Genomic DNA, 20,603 nt, shown 5'->3' with positions numbered 1-20,603 from the left:
AATTCAGGAGGCAAAGCGATGTTCATTGCACTAACTTGTCAGACTCTCGTCAGTAAGCATAAAGACAACCGTGGTTTTATTGCGATTAGGCGTATTTATGACCCAGTAAAATGAGTCCTACATAAAAGTCTTTAAAACGACATTACAACCACTTAGAATGGTTTTTATCATCAGCTTTCGAGTCAGTTATGCTTAGATTAATTCAATCAAATCAGATGGAAGTGTTATCGGAACAACTTTCTAAAATGTTGGCAATTCCACTTGATTCAACGCATTTACTGGCCAGTGAACATATCTTAGTACAAAGCCCAGGTATGTCGACTTGGTTAAGGCTTGAAGTCGCTAAATACAATGGCATTGCTGCAGCGCTTTCATTCCCATTGCCTTCAAGTTTTACTTGGCAATTATGCCACGAACTTTTACCTGATGTTCCAAAAGACAATGCGTTTACTAAAGCTGCAATGACGTGGAAGTTAATGGACTTGTTACCCAAGTTATTAACGGATGAAGATTTTGCGCCATTAAAAGCTTACCTTGAGCAGCAAGAGAATACACTAGTCGAATCCACTACGACTAGCAATGAACTCTCACCTTTATATGCTCAACATCAACAACATTTTGATGCGATGAAGCTATACCAATTATGTGGTCGAATAGCCGATATATTCGATCAATATTTAGTATACCGTCCACACTGGATACTTGGCTGGGAGCAAAATGAGCATCCTTTGTCTCTTGAAGATAATCAGTTATGGCAACCTAAACTGTGGCGAGCATTAATTGAATACAACCAACATCAAGTTAATGCCAGTTTGTATCACAGAGCTAACTTGCATCAGGATTTAATTACAGCACTACAAAACCCAAATACGGTAATCGAATCTCTACCTGAACGTTTATTTGTATTTGGTATTTCATCTATGCCTCCGCAAACGTTAGAAGTGCTATATCACCTTGCAGAACGTATTGAAGTTATTATGTTCTCACTCAGCCCTTGCCAGCATTACTGGGGGGATATTGTTGACCCGAAAGCCCGTGCTCGCATGACGCTTCAGTATGCCAATAAAAAGCAGCTTGGCGAGCAATGGGAAGAAAAACTTGAAGTCGGTAACCCTATCTTAGCGAACAACGGCAAAATGGGCCGTGAGCTATTGGATTTAATGCTCGCGCTACCTGCTGAGCATACTGATTTTAGTTATGATTGTTATATTGAACCCAGCCAATCCACCGATGAGTTAAGCCTACTACATGGTTTGCAATATGATATTTTGCAAATGGAAACCTTAGGTGAGCCATTAGGGCCAGATGCGCATTTTTATCAAAACACCGAAGCTCGCAGAACATTGCATTCAAGCGACGATTCCATCACATTGCGCAGCTGTCATAGTCCATTGCGAGAAGTCGAAACGCTGCACGACCACCTTTTACATTTATTATCAAATGATGCCGACTTATTACCAAAAGACATTGTGATCATGATGCCAGATGTGGCCGCTTACGCCCCCTACATCGACGCTGTTTTTGGCACAGGAAACAGTCAGCAACAACATGGCAATCGCTATATTCCTTATGCCATTGCTGACCGAGGCGCTGCGCAAGAGTCTCCATTAATCAATAGTTTTTTAAACTTACTCAATATTAATCAAAGCCGCTTTGGCTTAACTGAGATTGTTAGCATTCTTGAAGTGCCAGCCATTTTACGTAAATTTCAACTCGATGATGACGGTTTACAGCTTATTAGACGCTGGTTAGATGATGCTAACGTTCGCTGGGGGCGTGATGAACACACCCGCGTTCAACAGGGTGTACCAGGTTTTAATCAAAACTCTTGGGCTTTTGGTATTACACGGTTAATTCAAGGCTACGCGTTTAATGATGAGTCCTCTATTTATCATGACACTTTGCTGGTTAAAGGGGTTGAAGGACAGTCAGCACAAACGTTAGGCTTTTTACTTAACTTTTTAGAAGCCATTGACGAATACCAACTTCAACTTGCAACCCCTTGCCCTACGCTTGAGCGTATTGAGCAACTCTATCAACTGCTGGAAGTATTCTTTGAAGCTGATGATGACGAACGTGAACAAGTACAAACCATTCGCGAAGCGCTCACCGCCCTAAAGGATGAGTTAGAAGCTGCAGGCCATCAAGGTTCGCTCGATATTGAAGTATTAAAACAATGGTTTAATCATCGTCTTAACGAATCCCGTGTGGGTCAGCGTTATCTAGCGGGCAGCGTTAACTTCTGCACCCTTATGCCAATGCGCTCCATTCCATTTAAAGTCGTTTGTTTACTTGGTATGAATGATGGGGTTTACCCACGAGTTCAACACCCTGTTGGCTTTGACTTAATGGCGCATAACGGCGCAATGAAAGGTGACCGCTCTCGTCGTTTAGATGACAGATACCTATTTTTAGAAGCCTTATTATCAGCTCGACAACAACTTTATATTAGTTACATTGGCCACTCTGAGCGTGATAATGCTGAGCGTATTCCGTCAATGTTAGTATCTGAGTTAATTGAATATTATCAGCTTTGTTATTTTGCGGATTATCGTTTACTCACGAATAATAAACAGCGCAGAGATATCAATAACGATGACGCAAACCTCGCCATTATTGAGCATCTAATTATTCAGCAACCATTACAGCCTTTCGACGCAAAGTTATTTTCCCCAAGCGAACAGCACTCAACAAATAGCTCGCCATCATTAATGCAAAGTTATAATCATCAATGGTGTCCGCCACAACATGATCCCAGCGCAGAAAGTCAACGCCCTTTTATTGCAGCTAAACAGACCATCGATATTGATTGGCAGCTTGAAGAAGCAATGCCCGCCCAAGCAACAGCGGACGTAGCTAATGCAGATATTGGCCGACACACACTTGAGCTTTCAGCCTTGCTTCGGTTTTATCGCAGCCCAGCACAATTTTTTAAATCGCAGCTTAAAAGTAGATTTCAATCTTCGTATTCAAGCTGATGATAATGATGAGCCGTTTAACTTAGATTCACTCGAGCGATATAAACTGCAATCGTCCCTGCTAGACAGTGCGATTAGCAACCAGTTAGAGCACGCAGATATGGAATTTATCGCCCAATTAAAAGCCAGCGGCGAGCTTCCGATGCGTCCTTTTGATGACTTGTTGCTTAACCAATATCAGCGAGATATCGCTCCATTAATTGGTCGAATTCAATTTTTAACCGCGGACCAAGAAAACACGCGAGAAGTTGATGTTGATTTGTGCTTTAACCACATGCCGTTGAATCAACAGCAAAACATTCAAGTCAATGTCGTCGGTCGTATCGATAATATTTATCCTAAAGGTCAAATTAATTATCGACCTGGCACAGCCCATGGTCGTGACTTTTTACGAGTGTACTTACGTCATCTTTGTATCAATGCTTCTGGCATTGAAAAAAACAGTTACCTATTAGATATCGGTCATTTTCATGCCTTTACTGCCATAAAGCAGGCTCAAGCCCAGACACTGCTACAGCAATTTGTGCAAGGTTACCTTAATGGTCAAAACAAACCATTATGCTTTATGCCTCGCACAGCCCTTGCCTACGTTGAAGCCGAAGGCGAGCATGCTGACAAGTTATTAGCAGCTCAAAGCCAATGGATAGATGAGCAAACAGAATTTGGCGAAGGTAACGATCCCCATAACAAACGATTATTTCAATTCCCAGATGACTTTACCGAAGTTGAGTTTGGCCACACAGCGATGCAATTATTGAGTCCTATGCTGAGTGTGTATCACAAAGGAACATTAGCAGAGTTAGATGAATACATTAGCGAGATCACCAGTGTTAACACAGAGGGCAGCCACTAATGACCAACGTCACTAAGCTTGACCCGCTCACTTTACCTTTTGCAGGCAGTAGCTTAATCGAAGCCAGTGCTGGTACAGGTAAGACCTACACAATATCGGGTTTGTACTTACGCTTGTTATTAGGCGATAGAGACAAAGCGCCATTAACTTGTGAACAAATTTTAGTGGTGACTTTTACCAATGCGGCAACAGAAGAACTTCGTGACCGTATTCGTAAACGTATTCAAGTGGCATTTAAATGCTTTCTTGGTCTTGAAACCGACGATGCCTTCGTCAATGCCCTTTATCAACAAATGCCTGTCGACGAACATTCAATGGCATTAAGGCGATTAGATTTAGCCTTAAAATCATTAGATGAAGCAGCCATTTTTACCATTCATGGTTTCTGTCAGCGCATTCTATCGGATATGGCATTCGAGTCATCTTTACTGTTTGAGTCTGAATTTACTCTGGATGACAGTGAATTTTTACATCATGCCGTTCGAGATTTCTGGCGTGAGGCCTGTTACCCACTACCGCCAGTATTAGCCCAAGTCATTGCAAATGAGTTTGGTAGCCCTGATGAACTAGCGAAGCAATTACGGCAATTATTAGGTGCAACCCAAGCCAATACTTCTCTTGTTACTAAAGACTTTAACAAGCTCACCGCAGAGCTAAGTCAAAGCTTATCTCGTTTTAAAATGCGCTGGAAAGCAGATAGTGAAGCAGAACTTGAATTACTACACAGCTTGCCTTTAAACGGCGCAAGGTTTGGTAAAAAAGCCGATGATTACCCCAAACTTGCTGCCATGTTCGATAAACTAACTCATTGGGCTAGTGCTGAACACGCGAGTTTGCCACCAATTAAAGAACTTGAAATGCTGGCATTATCAGGACTTAAACTCAATAAAGGCGGTGAAATACCCACACCTTCTGAAGCACCATTATTGGATCATATCGAGCGCTTATTCGACTTAATTAACCAAATTAAACCGGCTTTTTTAGTTAAAGCCAAAGAGGGTATTAAGTTACGTTTTGCTATGCAAAAAGCGCAGCGAAACTTAATGACACCAGATGACTTACTGATGACTTTAGCTGGGGCGCTTCATTCTGTAGCCACTAACGAAACTAACTCAGAAGCTAACTCAGAAAATGACCCAGAATCTGACGACATGGCAATGGCATCAAATACACAAACTGCACAGCAATTAGCAAAAGCGATTTCAACACGCTTTCCTGTGGCATTAATTGATGAATTCCAAGATACTGACCCACTTCAATTTGCGATATTTTCAGCGATTTATCAGCAACAGACTCAACTAGAAAAACTGAGTTTACTCATGATAGGCGATCCTAAGCAGGCCATTTATGCTTTTCGTGGTGCCGATATTCATACTTATATTAGTGCAAGAAAACAAACTCAATCGCATTACAACCTTGAAACGAATTATCGCTCATCAACCGCTTTAGTTAATGGGGTGAATCAATTATTTAGCCAGCACGATGATCCTTTTATCAGCGATGCGATTCCTTATGATGTCGTTAACACGCCAAAAAGCGCCGATACAAAAATACTTACTGAAGCGAGTAATGACCGCTCAGCTCTTCGAATAAAGTTATTATCTGAAAATGAAAGCGGATTAAACAAAACCACCGCTAGAAAACAACTCGCAGGTGATGCAGCCAGTGAAATTAAACGACTGCTCACTGAGTCTCAAGCAGGACAATGCCACCATAATGGTAAAGCACTCGTGGCTAAAGATATTGCTGTATTAGTGAGAGACAGAAATGAAGCGGCCGTGATGAAGCAGGCATTAAGTCAGCGTAATATCGGCGCAGTTTTTTTAAGTCGTGATAGTGTTTTTAAAACCCAAGAAGCTTTTGAACTCGCTATCATTCTGCGAGCCCTTGCCACACCAAAAGATGAACGCTGTTTGCGAGCCGCAATGGCGACTGAACTCATGGGTTATAACGCCTTGCAAATTCATCAGTTCAATCAAGATGAAGAGCAGCGACAGACCTTATTAGACACCTTCGCACAATGGTACCAATTATGGTCTAGGCATGGGATCATGCCTGCACTGTTATCATTGGCTAATGAAACTCAGCTTATTCGACGCTTTTTGTCTCAAAGTCATAGTCATGCAAAAATTGACAACAAAATTGAGTCAAAGAATGATATCAGTCAACTTCATGAAAGTGGTGAGCGACGCTTAACCGATTTTCGTCATCTCTCTGAGTTATTGCAGCAAAAAGCCACAGAACTTGATGGCAGTAGCGCACTGATTAATTGGTTTGAGCAACAATTAATTGAAGCTCAAGGCAGTGATGAGCAACAGTTAAGATTAGAAAGTGAGCAGAATCTTGTTCAAATTGTCACGATTCATAAGAGTAAAGGCCTTGAGTACCCTGTTTGTTTTGTGCCTTTTATCAGTTTAGCCCGTGACAATCGCAGAAAGCCGACACCAATGCTGTATCACCAAGATGATCAACTCATTTGGGATGTAGAAGGCACCAAAGAAGGTTGGGAGCAATACAAACAAGAAAACCTCGCTGAAGATTTACGCTTGTTATACGTCGCCCTAACCCGCCCTGTGTATGTATGCTATCTCTATATAGCCAATCACAGCCGTATGTTAAAAGCAGGCATTAGTAGTCAATTATTTGAGACTGCAATCGGTTATTTACTTGGCATCACCAGCAAAGATTGCGATTTTGAACAGCTAGAACAGCAAGCACAAAAATTACTGCATCTGGAATCGGATGATGAACTATACCGCTGTGCAATCAGTATCACTGAAATTAATCAAATCGATGAGTCCGTATTTGTTGACAGCCAAACGTCTTTAGAAGCCTTAGCTGCCAATACACTCAATCGGGACTACGATACGCCTTGGCGTGTCGGAAGCTATTCAGGTTTAGTAAAACACTTAGCTCATGAGAAAGTGTCACCTGGCGCTGACGATGAAGATTTCAGCCAAGAGCTACAAGTTGCATTTGAACCCAGTAATGACATCAACCCATTTGATACTGAAGCAGAAGCTAATGCCATTAATCGCTTCACCTTTGAACGTGGTGCCAATGCGGGTAGCTTTATGCATTTAGTAATGGAATTATTTGACTTCACCCAAGCCGATATTGAACTTGCTCCTGCACTAGAAAAAGCCATGGAGCAATACGGTTTTGATAAAGAGACATGGACGAATACCTTAACCGAATGGTATCAGCAAATACTGCATACTCCATTACTCACCGGCTTTATCGACAATGATCAACAACTGCTGAACTCAGATGGAAATATCATTAGCTTAAGTGAGCTAACGCCAAAACAAACATTGGTTGAAATGGAGTTTTATCTACCAATTACTCGTCTTAAAGCCCAAGGGTTAAATACAATATTATCTCAATTTGGCTACGATGCTGGCTTTGAGTTTGATGAATTACAAGGCATGCTCAAAGGCTTTATTGATTTAACCTTCGAGTACCAAGGACGTTTTTATATTGCCGATTACAAATCGAATCATTTAGGTGAAAATTTTAGTGATTACGATACTCATGCAATGGCAAAAGCCATCAGCAGTCACCGTTATAATCTGCAATATATTTTGTACACCTTAGCGCTGCACCGTTACTTAGCATTAAGGCTTCCGCAGTATGATTACAATACACATATTGGCGGTTGCTTCTATCTATTTTTACGTGGAATGACACCACATGAGCCTCAATCTGGCGTCTTTTTTGATAAGCCTCCTCAAGCGCTTATTGACGCATTAGACAGGTTATTTCAACAAGGTGATGACGCCTATTTGGAGTCGCTAAAATGAATTCAATACTCCAATTACAAGCCCCCATTCAACAATTACTGAAACACTGGCAACAACAGGGTCTTATAACGCCTCTTGACCGCCATTTTGCGTTAGAAATGGTAAAAATGCAGCGTAATCATGTTGATGCCAGTCATAGACAGCAAGGTGAAGCCTTTTTACTGTTTATATGCGCCTTATTAAGCCAGCAACTGTCTAGCCAACACAGTTGTTTAGTGATCAGTAATATCAACCTCGAAAACCCGTTATGTGAACAACTGGCTTCATGCCAAATAAAAATTAATCATGGGCAGTTAGAGGATGAAATCAAACAACTAAGTTGTGTTGGTGAGCCCGAAGATAATTTGCCATTAATCATTGAATATGGACGCCTGTATCTAAACAAATACTATCATTTCGAGGCTCAAGTTGCTCAACGGCTTAATCAAATGGCAGCTATCAACATAGTGGCCAATACTGAGTTACTGCCAGCCTACCTTAATGATTTGTTTGATGAGCAAGTAAATAATAAACAGAACAACACGAATGAACCTCTCATCAATTGGCAAAAAGTGGCTACAGCAACCGCATTAACTAAATCTTTAGCGGTAATTACTGGCGGGCCTGGAACCGGTAAAACCACCACAGTCACCAAACTATTATTATTGCTATTAACTCAGTCATCATTGACCATCAAGTTAGTGGCGCCAACAGGGAAAGCTGCCGCGAGATTAAGTGAATCAATTAAAGCGTCAAAAGCAAGGCTAGCAAGTCAGGTAGAACAGACTGGTAAACAAGAGCTTAAAGATGCGCTAACACGTATTCCTGAAGAAGCAGCGACTTTGCACCGGTTATTAGGCGTGATTCCGAATTCTCACACCTTTCGCCATAATAAAGCCAATCCATTGCGATTAGATTTATTAGTCGTAGATGAAGCGTCCATGGTGGACTTACCCATGATGCATAAATTGCTCAGTGCATTACCACTAAATGCACGGCTAATTTTATTGGGCGATCAAGATCAATTAGCCTCTGTTGAAGCTGGCGCAGTCCTTGCTGATATCTGTTCTGGCCTTCAACAGCATCAAGTAAATGCAAACACTGCGACTCAGCCTTGGCAAATGCGTTACTCTGCCGAGCAAGCTCAGTTGCTTGAAAAACTGACCCATCAACCCACCAGCCAATTCGTTCACCCCCAACCTATGATTGGTGACAACCTTTGTATGTTAATGCACAGCCACAGGTTTAAAGGCGATGCTGGTATTGGTTTATTAGCGAGTGCTGTTAATTATGTCGATATTGCGGGAATTCGCCGAGAATGGCAGCATGGTCACCAAGAGCTCACTTGGATTGAACATCAGGCTCAAGCTACAACTCAAGGACATTCTCCTGTAGCAAGCACGAGTAAAACCCAAGCAAACACTCAAAGTCTGCAACTGCTACAGGTATCTGTTGCAGCTTATGGTCAGTACTTGCAAATGATCCTTGATAACCAATATGCCTATACGCAACTTGAATCTAGCTCAGCGGCGCTGGAAAACTTACATAGCCCAACAGCCATTATCGACAGTTTTAACCAATACCGCATTTTATGCGCGATGCGTTCAGGCGAGTTTGGCGTAGATGGGATGAACCTTGCGATGACCAATGTGCTTAAAGAAAATCAATGGATCAAGCCAAGCCAAGAGTTTTACTTAGGTCGCCCAATCATCATTCAAAGTAATGATTACAACTTAGGCTTATTTAACGGTGATATCGGGCTTATTTTACAAGACGAGCAAAAACCAGAACGCTTAATGGCTTATTTTGTTAAAGCCGACGGTAGCTTATTAAAAGTACAGCCAGCTCGTTTACCTAACCACGACACCTGCTTTGCGATGACCGTACATAAAAGCCAAGGCAGTGAGTTTGAACAAGTGGCTTTTGTATTACCGCAAAAGCCCAGCAACGCTCAATGGCAATTGCTTACAAAAGAACTTGTTTACACCGCAATTACTCGTGCTAAAGAACACTTTATTTGTTTAGGCTCGCCTTATGTTTTTGAAAAAGCATGTCAACAGGTCACTTCAAGGGCATCAGGTTTAGCAATAAGGTTATGGGGCACTCATTAATACTGAGTCGTTAATATCGAAATAGTTAATCACGAATAACTTCATTTAAACCCATTTAGCAGCCTATATCGCATCAGAGACTGCTTGTTAATTAGATTGTGGTTACCTTGTCTCGTTTGTGGTTTTAGTTGCTGTATTTATTGAATAGTATCGACCTATTACCACTGTCAAAATGCCACCTAACACCACTAGAGATGAAATCACTAGACGATAAGTTATCGGCTCTGCCACAAATATCACCCCGCCTATTGCAGCAATTATCGGCACAGATAATTGGATCACTGCAGCTTGGGTAGCGCTTAACCCCTTTAGCGCAATATACCAAATACTGTAGCCTATCGCTGAAGTTAACCCACCAGCTATGGCAGCCAATATTATCCCCTGATAAGTAAAATGTAATCTATCAAAGGCCACGATGATTAGCACTAAAACCAAAGGTAATGTACGAGCAAAGTTATAAGCTGTATCCAAAATTGGCGCTTGAGAATGTCGCCCTTTAAGGGTGTAAACTCCCCATGCAACACCTGACAGAGTCATCAAAATAAAGCCATTAAATGACGGTGAACTGACGTCAGGTAACACAAGATAAATTAACCCTGAAAACGCCATCAAAATACCAACCCACTCGGCAAGATATAAACGTGTACCAAATAAAAGCGATATGGCTATCATCGTTAATTGCACTGAACCAAAAAGTATTAGGGCGCCAGTGCCAGTATCCATAGTGATGTACGCATACGAAAAGGTCACTGCATAAATGAATAACATAATACTGGCAAACCAACTGCCCGAAACTGGTTTAACGACCTTTAACAGATTAATTGATTGCCCATGACTGAGTGATTTAACACTAACAATGATTAACAGCACTAAAGCCCCAGTAATCAGTCTTACTGCGGTAAAGCTTGCCGCATCTATCGCCTCTTCTGCTAGGGCCAGTCGACTTAAAACAGAGTTAGCCGCAAAGGCAATGATTGCTAGCACGGTTAACAAACAAGTCTTTAAAAGAGAATCGGTAGCTTTAGACGTCGATGAGCGTAAAGTTGACTGAGAAATTGCAACCACCTTAAATCGTAAGTTATTTTGTATAGATACTTATCATATAAATTAGAATATATAGATAAGATTATCCGCATTAGTTTTAGCTATATTTCACCTATAGTAAAAGCACTAATAAATATTATTTAGATGACTTTAATAGATTAAAGCGCTTTCTCCATCACGATGTAATGTGCCATGCTTAAAATAGGTATTAAAAAGGCTTACAACAGATTCCGTTATAAGCCTTTTATTGAGTATGAAGTCCACCATAGAGCCAAAAAGCGTGGCGCTAAAAACTATCACCTGGTATGCGTACCCAACCTTCCATTAACACCCGTGCACTTCGGCTCATACTGGCTTTATCAACTTGCCAGTTCCCATTATCTTCACTGGCCTGTGCACCAACTTTTAACGTACCTGAAGGATGACCAAACACCACTGAAGTTCGCGGTTTCCCGCCAGCAGCTAAATTAACCAATGTACCTTCCACTGCCGCCGCGGTACCGATTGCAACAGCAGCGGTGCCCATCATCGCATGGTGCAACTTCCCCATAGATAATGCCCTTACCTGCAGATCAATATCCGCTGCACTGATCGCTTTTCCGCTAGACGACGTGTAATCGCTAGGTGGAGATACAAAGGCTATTTTAGGCGTATGTTGTCTTGCTTGAGCCTCATCGATATGGTCAATCAAGCCCATTTTTACTGCGCCATGGGCACGAAGCATCTCGAAAAAAGCGAGCGCCCCTTCATCATTGTTTATCGCATCTTGTAGCTCATTACCTACATAACCGATATCAGCAGCATTAATAAAAATGGTAGGAATACCAGCATTGATCATCGTTGCCTTAATGGATGAATTAGCAGATGAGATTCCTTTAGCGCTAAACTCAGCAATTGATTGTGGCAAAACTAATTCATCAACGACATTCCCAGTTGGAAACATTGCTGCATCTGCATCAGCTGGGGCAAGAAAGTCCACCAAGACTTCAGCAGCCGGAAACGTCACACCGTCAAGCTCAAAGTCGCCAGTCTCTTGTACTTCACCGTTAACCATAGGTACATGGGCGATGATGGTTTTACTGATATTAGCCTGCCATATTCTCACCACGGCAATACCGTTTTGAGGTATACGACTCTTATCAACCAAACCATTTGAAATGGCGAATGATCCAACGGCTGCGGTTAAGTTTCCGCAGTTACCGCTCCAATCAACAAAGGGTTTATCAATGGCAACTTGGCCAAATAAGTAATCAACATCATGATCAGCTTGCTCACTCTTAGACAAGATAACCGTTTTACTGGTACTGGATGTTGCGCCGCCCATACCATCAGTTTGCTTGCCGTAAGGATCTGGACTGCCGATGACTCGCAGTAATAAGTTATCGCGGGCTTGACCTGCAACTTGAGCCACTTGGGGTAAATCAGTGAGGTTAAAGAAAACACCTTTACTGGTCCCCCCGCGCATATAAGTTGCCGGAATTTTAATTTGTGCAATAGTAGACATCTTTTATCCTAAGATGAATTAGCTGAAATAAAGCAAACGTTAATCAGTTAATGCTTTAATCAGCTAATGTTAAAGCTATATGTCAACACTAAGAGGTAGTGACATGTTAGCGTTAATGAGTTGCCTCTAAGAAGTCCTTAGCAAAGCGTTGTAATATCCCGCCCGCCTCGTAAATAGACACTTCTTCAGCCGTATCTAAACGACACTTCACAGCAACAGTCACTTGCTCACCATTGGCACGTGTGATGATGAGTTCAAGCGCAGCGCCAGGAGTTCGCTCACCAACAACATCATAGGTTTCAGTGCCATCAATGTGATAAGTATGACGATTGTCACCTTGGGTGAATTCAAGTGGTAATACACCCATGCCCACTAAGTTAGTGCGATGAATACGCTCAAACCCTTCAGCAACAATAACTTCAACACCAGCAAGGCGCACACCTTTTGCCGCCCAGTCACGACTAGACCCTTGGCCGTAATCAGCGCCTGCAATAATAATCAACGGCTGCTTACGATCCATATAGGTTTCAATTGCTTCCCACATGCGAGACTCTTGTCCTTCAGGTTCAATACGAGCCAATGAGCCCTGCTTAACTACTGACTTGCCATCTTTGCCTATTGTCGTCACCATTTCGTTAAATAGTTTAGGGTTAGCAAAGGTGGCACGCTGTGCAGTAAGGTGATCCCCTCGATGCGTTGCATAAGAGTTAAAGTCAACTTCAGGTAGGCCCATTTTAGCAAGGTATGCACCTGCAGCACTGTCGAGCATAATGGCATTTGAAGGTGATAAATGGTCAGTTGTGATGTTATCGCCAAGTACAGCTAATGGCCGCATTCCTTTCATGGTGCGCTCACCTGCTAATGCCCCTTCCCAATAGGGAGGACGACGAATATAAGTACTTTGTGGGCGCCAATCATATTGCGGATCAATTTTTGCTGAGCCTGTGCCATATTCAACTTTGACATCAAACATTGGCTCATAGACTTGACGGAACTGTTCAGGTTTAACACTTTTAGCAATAACCTCATCAATTTCAGCATCTGAAGGCCATAAATCTTTCAGGCGAATATCATTACCTGCGCTGTCTTTTCCTAGCACATCTTTCTCAATATCAAACCGGATTGTCCCAGCGATAGCATAAGCAACAACGAGCGGCGGCGATGCCAAAAACGCTTGTTTTGCATAGGGGTGAATACGGCCATCAAAGTTGCGGTTACCAGATAATACGGCTGTTGCGTATAGGTCTCGGTCAATCACTTCTTTCTGGATAACAGGGTCAAGTGCGCCACTCATGCCGTTACAAGTTGTACAAGCAAAACCCACAATACCAAAACCAAGCGCTTCAAGTTCTGGTAACAAATTGGCATCTTCAAGGTAGAGTTGCACCGCTTTAGAGCCTGGAGCTAATGATGTTTTCACCCAAGGTTTACGCGTTAGCCCTTTCGCATTGGCGTTGCGAGCAAGTAAGCCTGCTGCAATCACATTACGAGGGTTAGACGTATTAGTACAGCTGGTAATAGCTGCAATAATACAAGCGCCATCAGGCATTAAACCTGCTTCATTTTCGACATCGCCACTGATACCTTTTGCTGCAAGATCTGTCGTTGAGACTCGGCGGTGAGGGTTTGAAGGCCCAGCGATATTACGCCCGACAGTCGAAATATCAAATTTCAGAACCCGTTCATATTCAGCATGTTTAAGTGAATCAGCCCATAAGCCATTGGCTTTTGCATATGTTTCAACCAGTTCAACTTGCTCTGCGTCACGACCGGTTAATCTAAGATAGTCGAGCGTTTTATCGTCGATATAGAACATCGCGGCTGTCGCGCCAAACTCAGGCGTCATGTTTGAAATAGTCGCGCGATCGCCTAGTGTGAGATTTTCAGCGCCTTCACCATAAAACTCAAGGTAAGTAGAGACCACTTTTTGTTCACGTAAAAACTCAGTAATTGCCAGCACAATATCAGTTGCGGTAATACCGGGTTGGCGCACGCCAATAAGCTCGACACCCACAATATCAGGTAGACGCATATAAGATGGACGACCCAGCATCACGCTTTCAGCTTCTAAGCCACCGACACCAATAGCAATAACACCTAATGCATCAACATGCGGTGTATGACTATCAGTCCCAACAAGTGTATCCGGAAAAGCAACGCCTTCACGGGATTGCACAACTGGTGACATTTTTTCAAGGTTAATTTGATGCATAATGCCGTTACCTGGCTGAATAACATCAATATTTTCAAAGGCCGTTTTGGTCCAGTTAATAAAGTGGAATCGATCGTCATTACGTCGATCTTCAATAGCACGATTTTTCTCAAAAGCATCTTTTTCAAAACCTGCATGCTCGACAGCTAAAGAGTGATCCACAATAAGCTGCGTTGGCACAACAGGGTTTACTTTGGATGGGTCTCCACCCTTTTCAGCAATCGCATCGCGTAGTCCTGCTAAATCCACTAATGCAGTTTGACCTAAAATATCATGACAAACTACACGCGCAGGATACCAAGGAAAATCTAAATCGCGCTTGCGTTCAATAATTTGTTTAAGTGAATCTGTTAAGGTTTCAGGAGAGCAGCGTCTAACTAAATTTTCAGCGTAAACGCGTGATGAGTATGGTAGTTTTGCAAAAGCACCAGGGGAAATAGCATCTACCGCAGCTTGAGTATCAAAATAATCTAGTTGGGTGCCTGCAAGGTTTTTTCTGTATAAGGTATTCATGTTAGCTTCCATGATCCACGCACTATGGCGTTAGCTGGAACAAAGTAAAAAGGTTAACGTGTCGCATAAATCAAAAGTGCTGTCAAAGGACAACACGTTAACCTTCCACCATTATCTTTGTGCAATCGGTGTTACAGTGCGAGGTTCTGAACCAGTATAATCAGCACTTGGGCGAATAATACGGTTATTTGAACGTTGCTCCATCACATGTGCAGCCCAGCCTGTGAGGCGTGAACAAACAAAGATTGGCGTGAATAACTTCGTTGGGATCCCCATGAAGTGATAAGCAGATGCGTGGAAGAAATCTGCATTACAAAAAAGTTTTTTGGTATCCCACATGAACTCTTCACAGGCAACAGAAATATCATATAAGCTAGTATCACCAAATTCATGGGCTAACTTTTCTGACCACGCTTTAATGATGACATTACGTGGATCCGACGTGCGGTAAATCGCATGTCCAAAGCCCATTATTTTTTCTTTACGTTCAAGCATGCCAGCCATTTGTGTTTTAGCATCTTCTGGCGAAGTGAACTTTTGGATCATATCCATTGCAGCTTCATTTGCTCCACCATGCAGTGGACCACGTAAAGTACCAATTGCACCTGTAATACACGAGAACATATCTGATAATGTTGACGCACAAACACGTGCTGTGAAAGTTGATGCATTAAACTCATGCTCTGCATAAAGAATTAACGACACGTCCATCACTTTACGGTGCTGCTCCGAAGGTGTCTCGCCACGTAATAACTTTAAGAAGTGACCGCCAATTGAATCTTCATCAGTGACACAGTCAATCTCAACGCCTTCATGGCTGAATTTGTACCAATAGCACATGATTGCAGGAAAGGCTGCTAACAAGCGATTTGCAGCAGTGTTTTGTTGGCTAAAGTCAGCTTCCGGTTCAAGATTACCAAGGAATGAACTGCCTGTACGCATAACATCCATTGGGTGTGCATCGGCTGGAATACGCTGCAATACTTCTTTTAACGCCTGTGGTAAATCACGCTGCTCCATTAACGCCGCTTTGTAACTTGCTAATTGATCTACCGTAGGTAATTCACCGTTAAAAAGTAAATATGCGACTTCCTCAAAAGTGGCATTTTCAGATAAATCAGCAACATCGTAACCGCAATAAGTCAACCCTGAACCCGATTTACCTACGGTGCATAATGCTGTTTCACCTGCGCTTTGGCCACGAAGTCCTGCGCCACTTAATTTCTTGTCTACCATAATGATGTCCTATTCTTTTATGTTTTTAATTGTTATCTGTAGGGGCTAAGCCGCTTTGTCTAATTTATCTATTTACCAGAAACTTACTTTGTTCCAAAACAAGATTTGTATACTTTTTAAGCAAACATTATATTCTTACAGGTCAAGATAAATGGGTAAAATTACTTGTTTTTACCTTCAGCAAATAAGCTATCTAACTTTTGCTCGTAATCGTGATAACCCAAGTAATCGTATAAATCCATACGAGTCTGCATCGTGTCGACAACCGCTTTCTGATCGCCATCAGTCAAAATAGCGCTATAAACTGTTTCAGCTGCTTTATTCATCGCTCTGAATGCACTTAATGGGTAAAGCACCATGTCTGCGCCCCATTCGCCTAATTGCTCTTTATTCCACAGTTCTGTTTGGCCAAACTCAGTAATATTGGCCAAAATAGGCACATCTAGTGCTTCAGAAAAAGCACGATAATGCGCTTCGGTCTTAACCGCTTCAGCAAAAATACCGTCTGCGCCTGCTGCTACATAAGCCTTTGCGCGTTCAATCGCCGCCTCTAATCCCTCTTGGGCGAACGAGTCTGTGCGTGCCATGATGAAAAAATCTGGGTCGGTTCTAGCATCGACTGCCGCCTTGATTCGGTCGACCATTTCTTCAGTTGATACAATCTCTTTATTTGGACGATGACCACAGCGCTTTTGAGCCACTTGGTCTTCCATATGCACGGCTGCGGCGCCGGCTTTCTCCATATCACGGATAGTTTTCGCAATATTAAATGCACCACCCCATCCCGTATCGATGTCGACCATTAAAGGTAAATCACACGCGGAGGTGATTCGTTGTACGTCAACTATCACATCATTTAATGATGTCATGCCTAAATCCGGTAAACCGTATGATGCATTCGCAACCCCGCCACCAGATAGGTAAATAGCCTGATGACCAATTTGTTTTGCCATCATGGCAGCATAAGCATTAATGGTACCGACGATTTGTAATGGTTTATTGTCAACTAAAGCTTGACGGAACTTTTTACCAGCACTCATGATTTCCCTCTCTATTGTTATTGTTTGTACTTGAGCTGTATTAGCCCACAAATATTGATACTTTCTAGCGATTGTTTTGCTTGTCGTTATCGAGCTTATTTTCGATATTGGCTTTTGAATACATAATGTGTCGGCGCATCAGCATTTCAGCTAATTCTTCATCACGGTTCGCAATGGCTTTAACGATATGTTTATGCTCATCAAATGCTGTTGTCACCCGTGGCCCAGCCATGCCTAATTGCACTCGATACATACGAATAAGGTGGTACATACCATCAATCAGTACTGAAATAAGATGCTTATTTTTGCTACCTAGAATGATGCGATAGTGGAAATCCACGTCTCCCGCTTCTTGATAGTAAGACTCGCCTGATTGAACTTCGTCGAAATGATGATTTAGTAAACCATTCAAGTCGGCAATTTCTGCGTCAGTCATGTTTTTTGCGGCAAGTCTTGCAGCCATTCCTTCAAGCGACTCACGTACTTGATACAGTTCAAGTAATCCTTCTGGCGACAACGCAACAACTCGAGCCCCTACATTGGCTTTTCGTTCAACCAAATGACATGACTCTAAGCGATTAATCGCTTCACGAATGACAGCTCGGCTTACTTGATAGTTTGTCGACAATTCCGTTTCACTCAGCTTTGAGCCTGCAGCAATTTCACCTTCAACAATATCCTTTCTTAACTCAAAAAAGTTTTGTCCGCTGCGGTAATGGGTTGTTCGTTGAAAAATGTCATCGTTACTCTACTGTCAAATTACGACTAATTGTCGACAATATAGTCTCATTTGTTCGTAAACTCAATATAAAACCCACACATTGTCGACAAAGGTCTAACGTTAACGTCAATTAATCGGTACATTTTATTGTTAGAAAAAGTCACTTCAAACAGAATGGGAAAGCATGTTGTCATTTATTAACAATATAAGCACAATAGGAATACAATCGAGGGCGATAATTAATTACAATAATATCAAGGCTTAATATGGAAACTAATGCTGCAACACCTAAGGTTAACCCTGCGGAGAAAAAAGGCTTTTTAAACAGCATTAATCATTTTCGCGGGATTGCGATTATTTTTATTGTGATGGCACATTGTTACCGCCCCGCAGGTTGGCAATTGGAGACTTTAGCGGATAAAGCATGGTTCAACTTAATGATGAATGGCACAGTCTTTTTTGTCTTTATCTCAGGCTTTTTGTTTCATCACGTGTTTTACCATCGCTGGGACTATAAAAAATACATGAAGAGCAAGACCAAGTTTGTATTTGTTCCTTATCTACTTTTATCTTTCCCTTGGATTATTTGGCACATAACTGCAGGAACAGATCCTGCTTTGCATGTTTTATATGCCGATATAGACAAACCAGCCGTAGCTGCAAGTTGGTACGTTATAACAGGCAGAACGTTAACTGCTTATTGGTATATCCCTATGGGAATGATGCTATTTGCGCTTTCACCTTGGGTGATGCATTTGATTAAACGTCAGCATGTGTTAATCGTCGCGATTCCCCTCTTTATTATTGCGATGATTATTCATCGACCCGAATCGAACCTTAATGCAATTCAGTCGTTGTTTTACTTTTTACCTGTATATCTGTTTGGTGTTTGGGGATCGGCACACCGAGATAAGCTATTTCCGTTTATCGATAAATACTGGTTAGTGATGTTGGTATTAGCCATCTTGCTAGCTGTCGGTCAAGCCTACTGGTTTGGCGCTGGGGTATTAAATAAAGCCGCGTTTGAGTTCACTGTGCCGGACTTAATGTTGCCGCAAAAAATACTACTTACCTTGGTCATTTTAGCGATTTTAAATAAATTTGAACATATTAGTATTAAGCCACTGCAAAAACTCGCCGAAGTCAGTTTTGCGATTTACTTTATTCACCCCTGGCTCACAACACCTTGGTGGATGATTTACGAAAGCCCCGACTTATTTGGTTTTAATGGACAAGGAAACATTCTCACAACCTTGATTGTGACCATGGGCGTTATCTTCATTTCTTACTTTATTGCTGTTGCCCTTAAAAAGGTGCTCAGCAAAAAAAGTCGTTATTTAATTGGCTGGTAATGCTATGTAAACCAACACTAATCGTTTAAAAACACAAAGCCTTATTCACAGTAATAAGGCTTTTTTATGTAAATTTGCTTAACGTATTAGTTTGATTAAAAATTAATAATGCTTATTGATGAATAGATAAGCAGTTACCACAAACCTTTCTTGCGTTGAACCTTGCCAGTTCATTATCATGAACCTATTAAACTGGTAACGACTATTTCTTCACGAGGCATTATGACGACTTTTAACGTTCTCCTTATTTGTGGTGGTGGCAGCGCTGAACATGATGTATCTGTGTTATCGGCTAACTTTTTTGAATCGTCATTATTGCAATCTAATAAAATCAATCTGTTAAGAGTTGAGTTAGATAGCAGCGGTCATTATTTTGATAATGAAGGTAATAGTTGTGAATTAACTAATCGGTGTGAAGTACGATTTGATAATGATGTCAAAGCGCCATGGGCAGTGGATTACGTCATTCCTTGTATTCATGGTTTCCCTGGTGAAACTGGCGATATTCAATCTTATTTTAACTTAATTCAATTACCTTACTTTGGTTGTGAGTCAGAAGCATCGAGTAATTGTTTTAATAAAATCACCGCCAAAATGTGGTTTAGTGCACTGGGCATCCCGAACACGCCTTACATTTTTTTGAATGACTATAATCAATCAGCTATTGAGCAAACCCAAGCAGCACTATCTAAATGGGGCTCAGTGTTTGTAAAAGCAGCTTCCCAAGGCTCATCTGTTGGGTGTTACAAAGTCGATAGCCAAGAGCAAATAGCACAAGTGTTAAAAGATGCATTTAGTTTTGCACCTTCAGTTGTGGTTGAAAAAACCATCATAGCTCGCGAGTTAGAAGTCGCAGTATATGAATATCAAGGTAACGTCATCGCCACGTTACCAGGCGAAATTATATGCGCCGACAATACTTTTTATACTTTCGATGAAAAATACAATGCTTCAAGCAAAGCTCGAACTGATGTAGTTGCAGGAAATTTATCACAACAAAATATCGATAAGATCAGAGATTACGCCTTAAAAGCATTTACAGGTATGAAGTTACGTCATTTGTCGAGAATTGACTTCTTCTTAACTGATGACGGTGAAATTTTATTAAATGAAATTAATACCTTCCCTGGTTCTACACCCATCTCAATGTTTCCAAAAATGATGCAAAATCATGGTGAAAATTTTACCGACTATCTCGTTGGCAATATTGAAACGCAGTTAACATCTCTTAATACCATTCGTTAATTTGATTAACTG

General features: G+C 41.7%; 9 protein-coding genes and 2 pseudogenes. 5 read left to right on the top strand and 6 right to left on the bottom strand.

The genetic code is table 11. The annotated features are described in order from the left end of the window. Positions 1-188: 188 nt before the first annotated feature. The 3 genes and pseudogenes from recC (at position 189) to recD (ending at position 9,724) form a co-directional block, all read left to right on the top strand. A pseudogene (recC, locus tag ACGEDC_RS16830) lies at positions 189-3,831 on the top strand (exodeoxyribonuclease V subunit gamma). Continuing rightward, complete coding sequence (gene recB, locus ACGEDC_RS16825; RefSeq protein ID WP_394494609.1) at positions 3,831-7,634, top strand: exodeoxyribonuclease V subunit beta; 3,804 nt, start codon at positions 3,831-3,833, stop codon at positions 7,632-7,634. Before recC ends, recB begins: the two are co-directional and overlap by 1 nt. Beyond that, positions 7,631-9,724, top strand: a complete 2,094-nt coding sequence (gene recD, locus ACGEDC_RS16820) for an exodeoxyribonuclease V subunit alpha (protein ID WP_394494607.1) — start codon at positions 7,631-7,633, stop codon at positions 9,722-9,724. The genes recB and recD overlap by 4 nt, the downstream gene beginning before the upstream one ends. Before the next feature lie 102 nt (positions 9,725-9,826). On the opposite strand, the gene ACGEDC_RS16815 is transcribed toward recD, so the two are convergent. From ACGEDC_RS16815 to ACGEDC_RS16790, 6 genes and pseudogenes are all read right to left on the bottom strand, one after another. After that, positions 9,827-10,708 carry a DMT family transporter gene (locus tag ACGEDC_RS16815; RefSeq protein WP_394498379.1) on the bottom strand — a complete coding sequence of 294 codons (882 nt, stop codon included), beginning with the start codon at positions 10,706-10,708 and terminating at the stop codon, positions 9,827-9,829. Positions 10,709-11,054: 346 nt separating this feature from the next. Continuing rightward, the gene (gene prpF, locus ACGEDC_RS16810; protein WP_394494605.1) at positions 11,055-12,272 is read right to left on the bottom strand and encodes a 2-methylaconitate cis-trans isomerase PrpF; all 1,218 of its coding nucleotides are present in this window, start codon (positions 12,270-12,272) and stop codon (positions 11,055-11,057) included. A gap of 112 nt (positions 12,273-12,384) precedes the next feature. Further along, on the bottom strand, positions 12,385-14,997 hold the full coding sequence (gene acnD / locus ACGEDC_RS16805; RefSeq protein WP_394494603.1) for a Fe/S-dependent 2-methylisocitrate dehydratase AcnD: 2,613 nt from the start codon (positions 14,995-14,997) through the stop codon (positions 12,385-12,387). A gap of 111 nt (positions 14,998-15,108) precedes the next feature. Next, positions 15,109-16,233 carry a bifunctional 2-methylcitrate synthase/citrate synthase gene (gene prpC / locus ACGEDC_RS16800; protein ID WP_394494601.1) on the bottom strand — a complete coding sequence of 375 codons (1,125 nt, stop codon included), beginning with the start codon at positions 16,231-16,233 and terminating at the stop codon, positions 15,109-15,111. A 161-nt stretch (positions 16,234-16,394) separates the two neighbouring features. Further along, on the bottom strand, positions 16,395-17,273 hold the full coding sequence (gene prpB / locus ACGEDC_RS16795; RefSeq protein ID WP_055023832.1) for a methylisocitrate lyase: 879 nt from the start codon (positions 17,271-17,273) through the stop codon (positions 16,395-16,397). Between the two features lie 64 nt (positions 17,274-17,337). Continuing rightward, positions 17,338-18,014 (bottom strand): annotated as a pseudogene (locus ACGEDC_RS16790) (GntR family transcriptional regulator). Between the two features lie 246 nt (positions 18,015-18,260). On the opposite strand from ACGEDC_RS16790, the gene ACGEDC_RS16785 reads away from it, so the two are divergent. Together ACGEDC_RS16785 and ACGEDC_RS16780 are read left to right on the top strand one after the other, a co-directional pair. Next, positions 18,261-19,346 (top strand): acyltransferase family protein, encoded by a 1,086-nt coding sequence (locus ACGEDC_RS16785; RefSeq protein WP_394494598.1) that lies wholly within the window; start codon positions 18,261-18,263, stop codon positions 19,344-19,346. 222 nt (positions 19,347-19,568) lie between these two features. Beyond that, positions 19,569-20,591 (top strand): D-alanine--D-alanine ligase, encoded by a 1,023-nt coding sequence (locus ACGEDC_RS16780; RefSeq protein WP_394494596.1) that lies wholly within the window; start codon positions 19,569-19,571, stop codon positions 20,589-20,591. Positions 20,592-20,603: the final 12 nt, after the last annotated feature.

It is taken from the genome of Shewanella sp. ENK2, assembly GCF_043568515.1.
GTDB classification, from domain to species: domain Bacteria; phylum Pseudomonadota; class Gammaproteobacteria; order Enterobacterales; family Shewanellaceae; genus Shewanella; species Shewanella japonica.
Note: the sequence above shows the minus strand (reverse complement) of the source record. Positions and strands in the feature narration are given on the sequence as shown.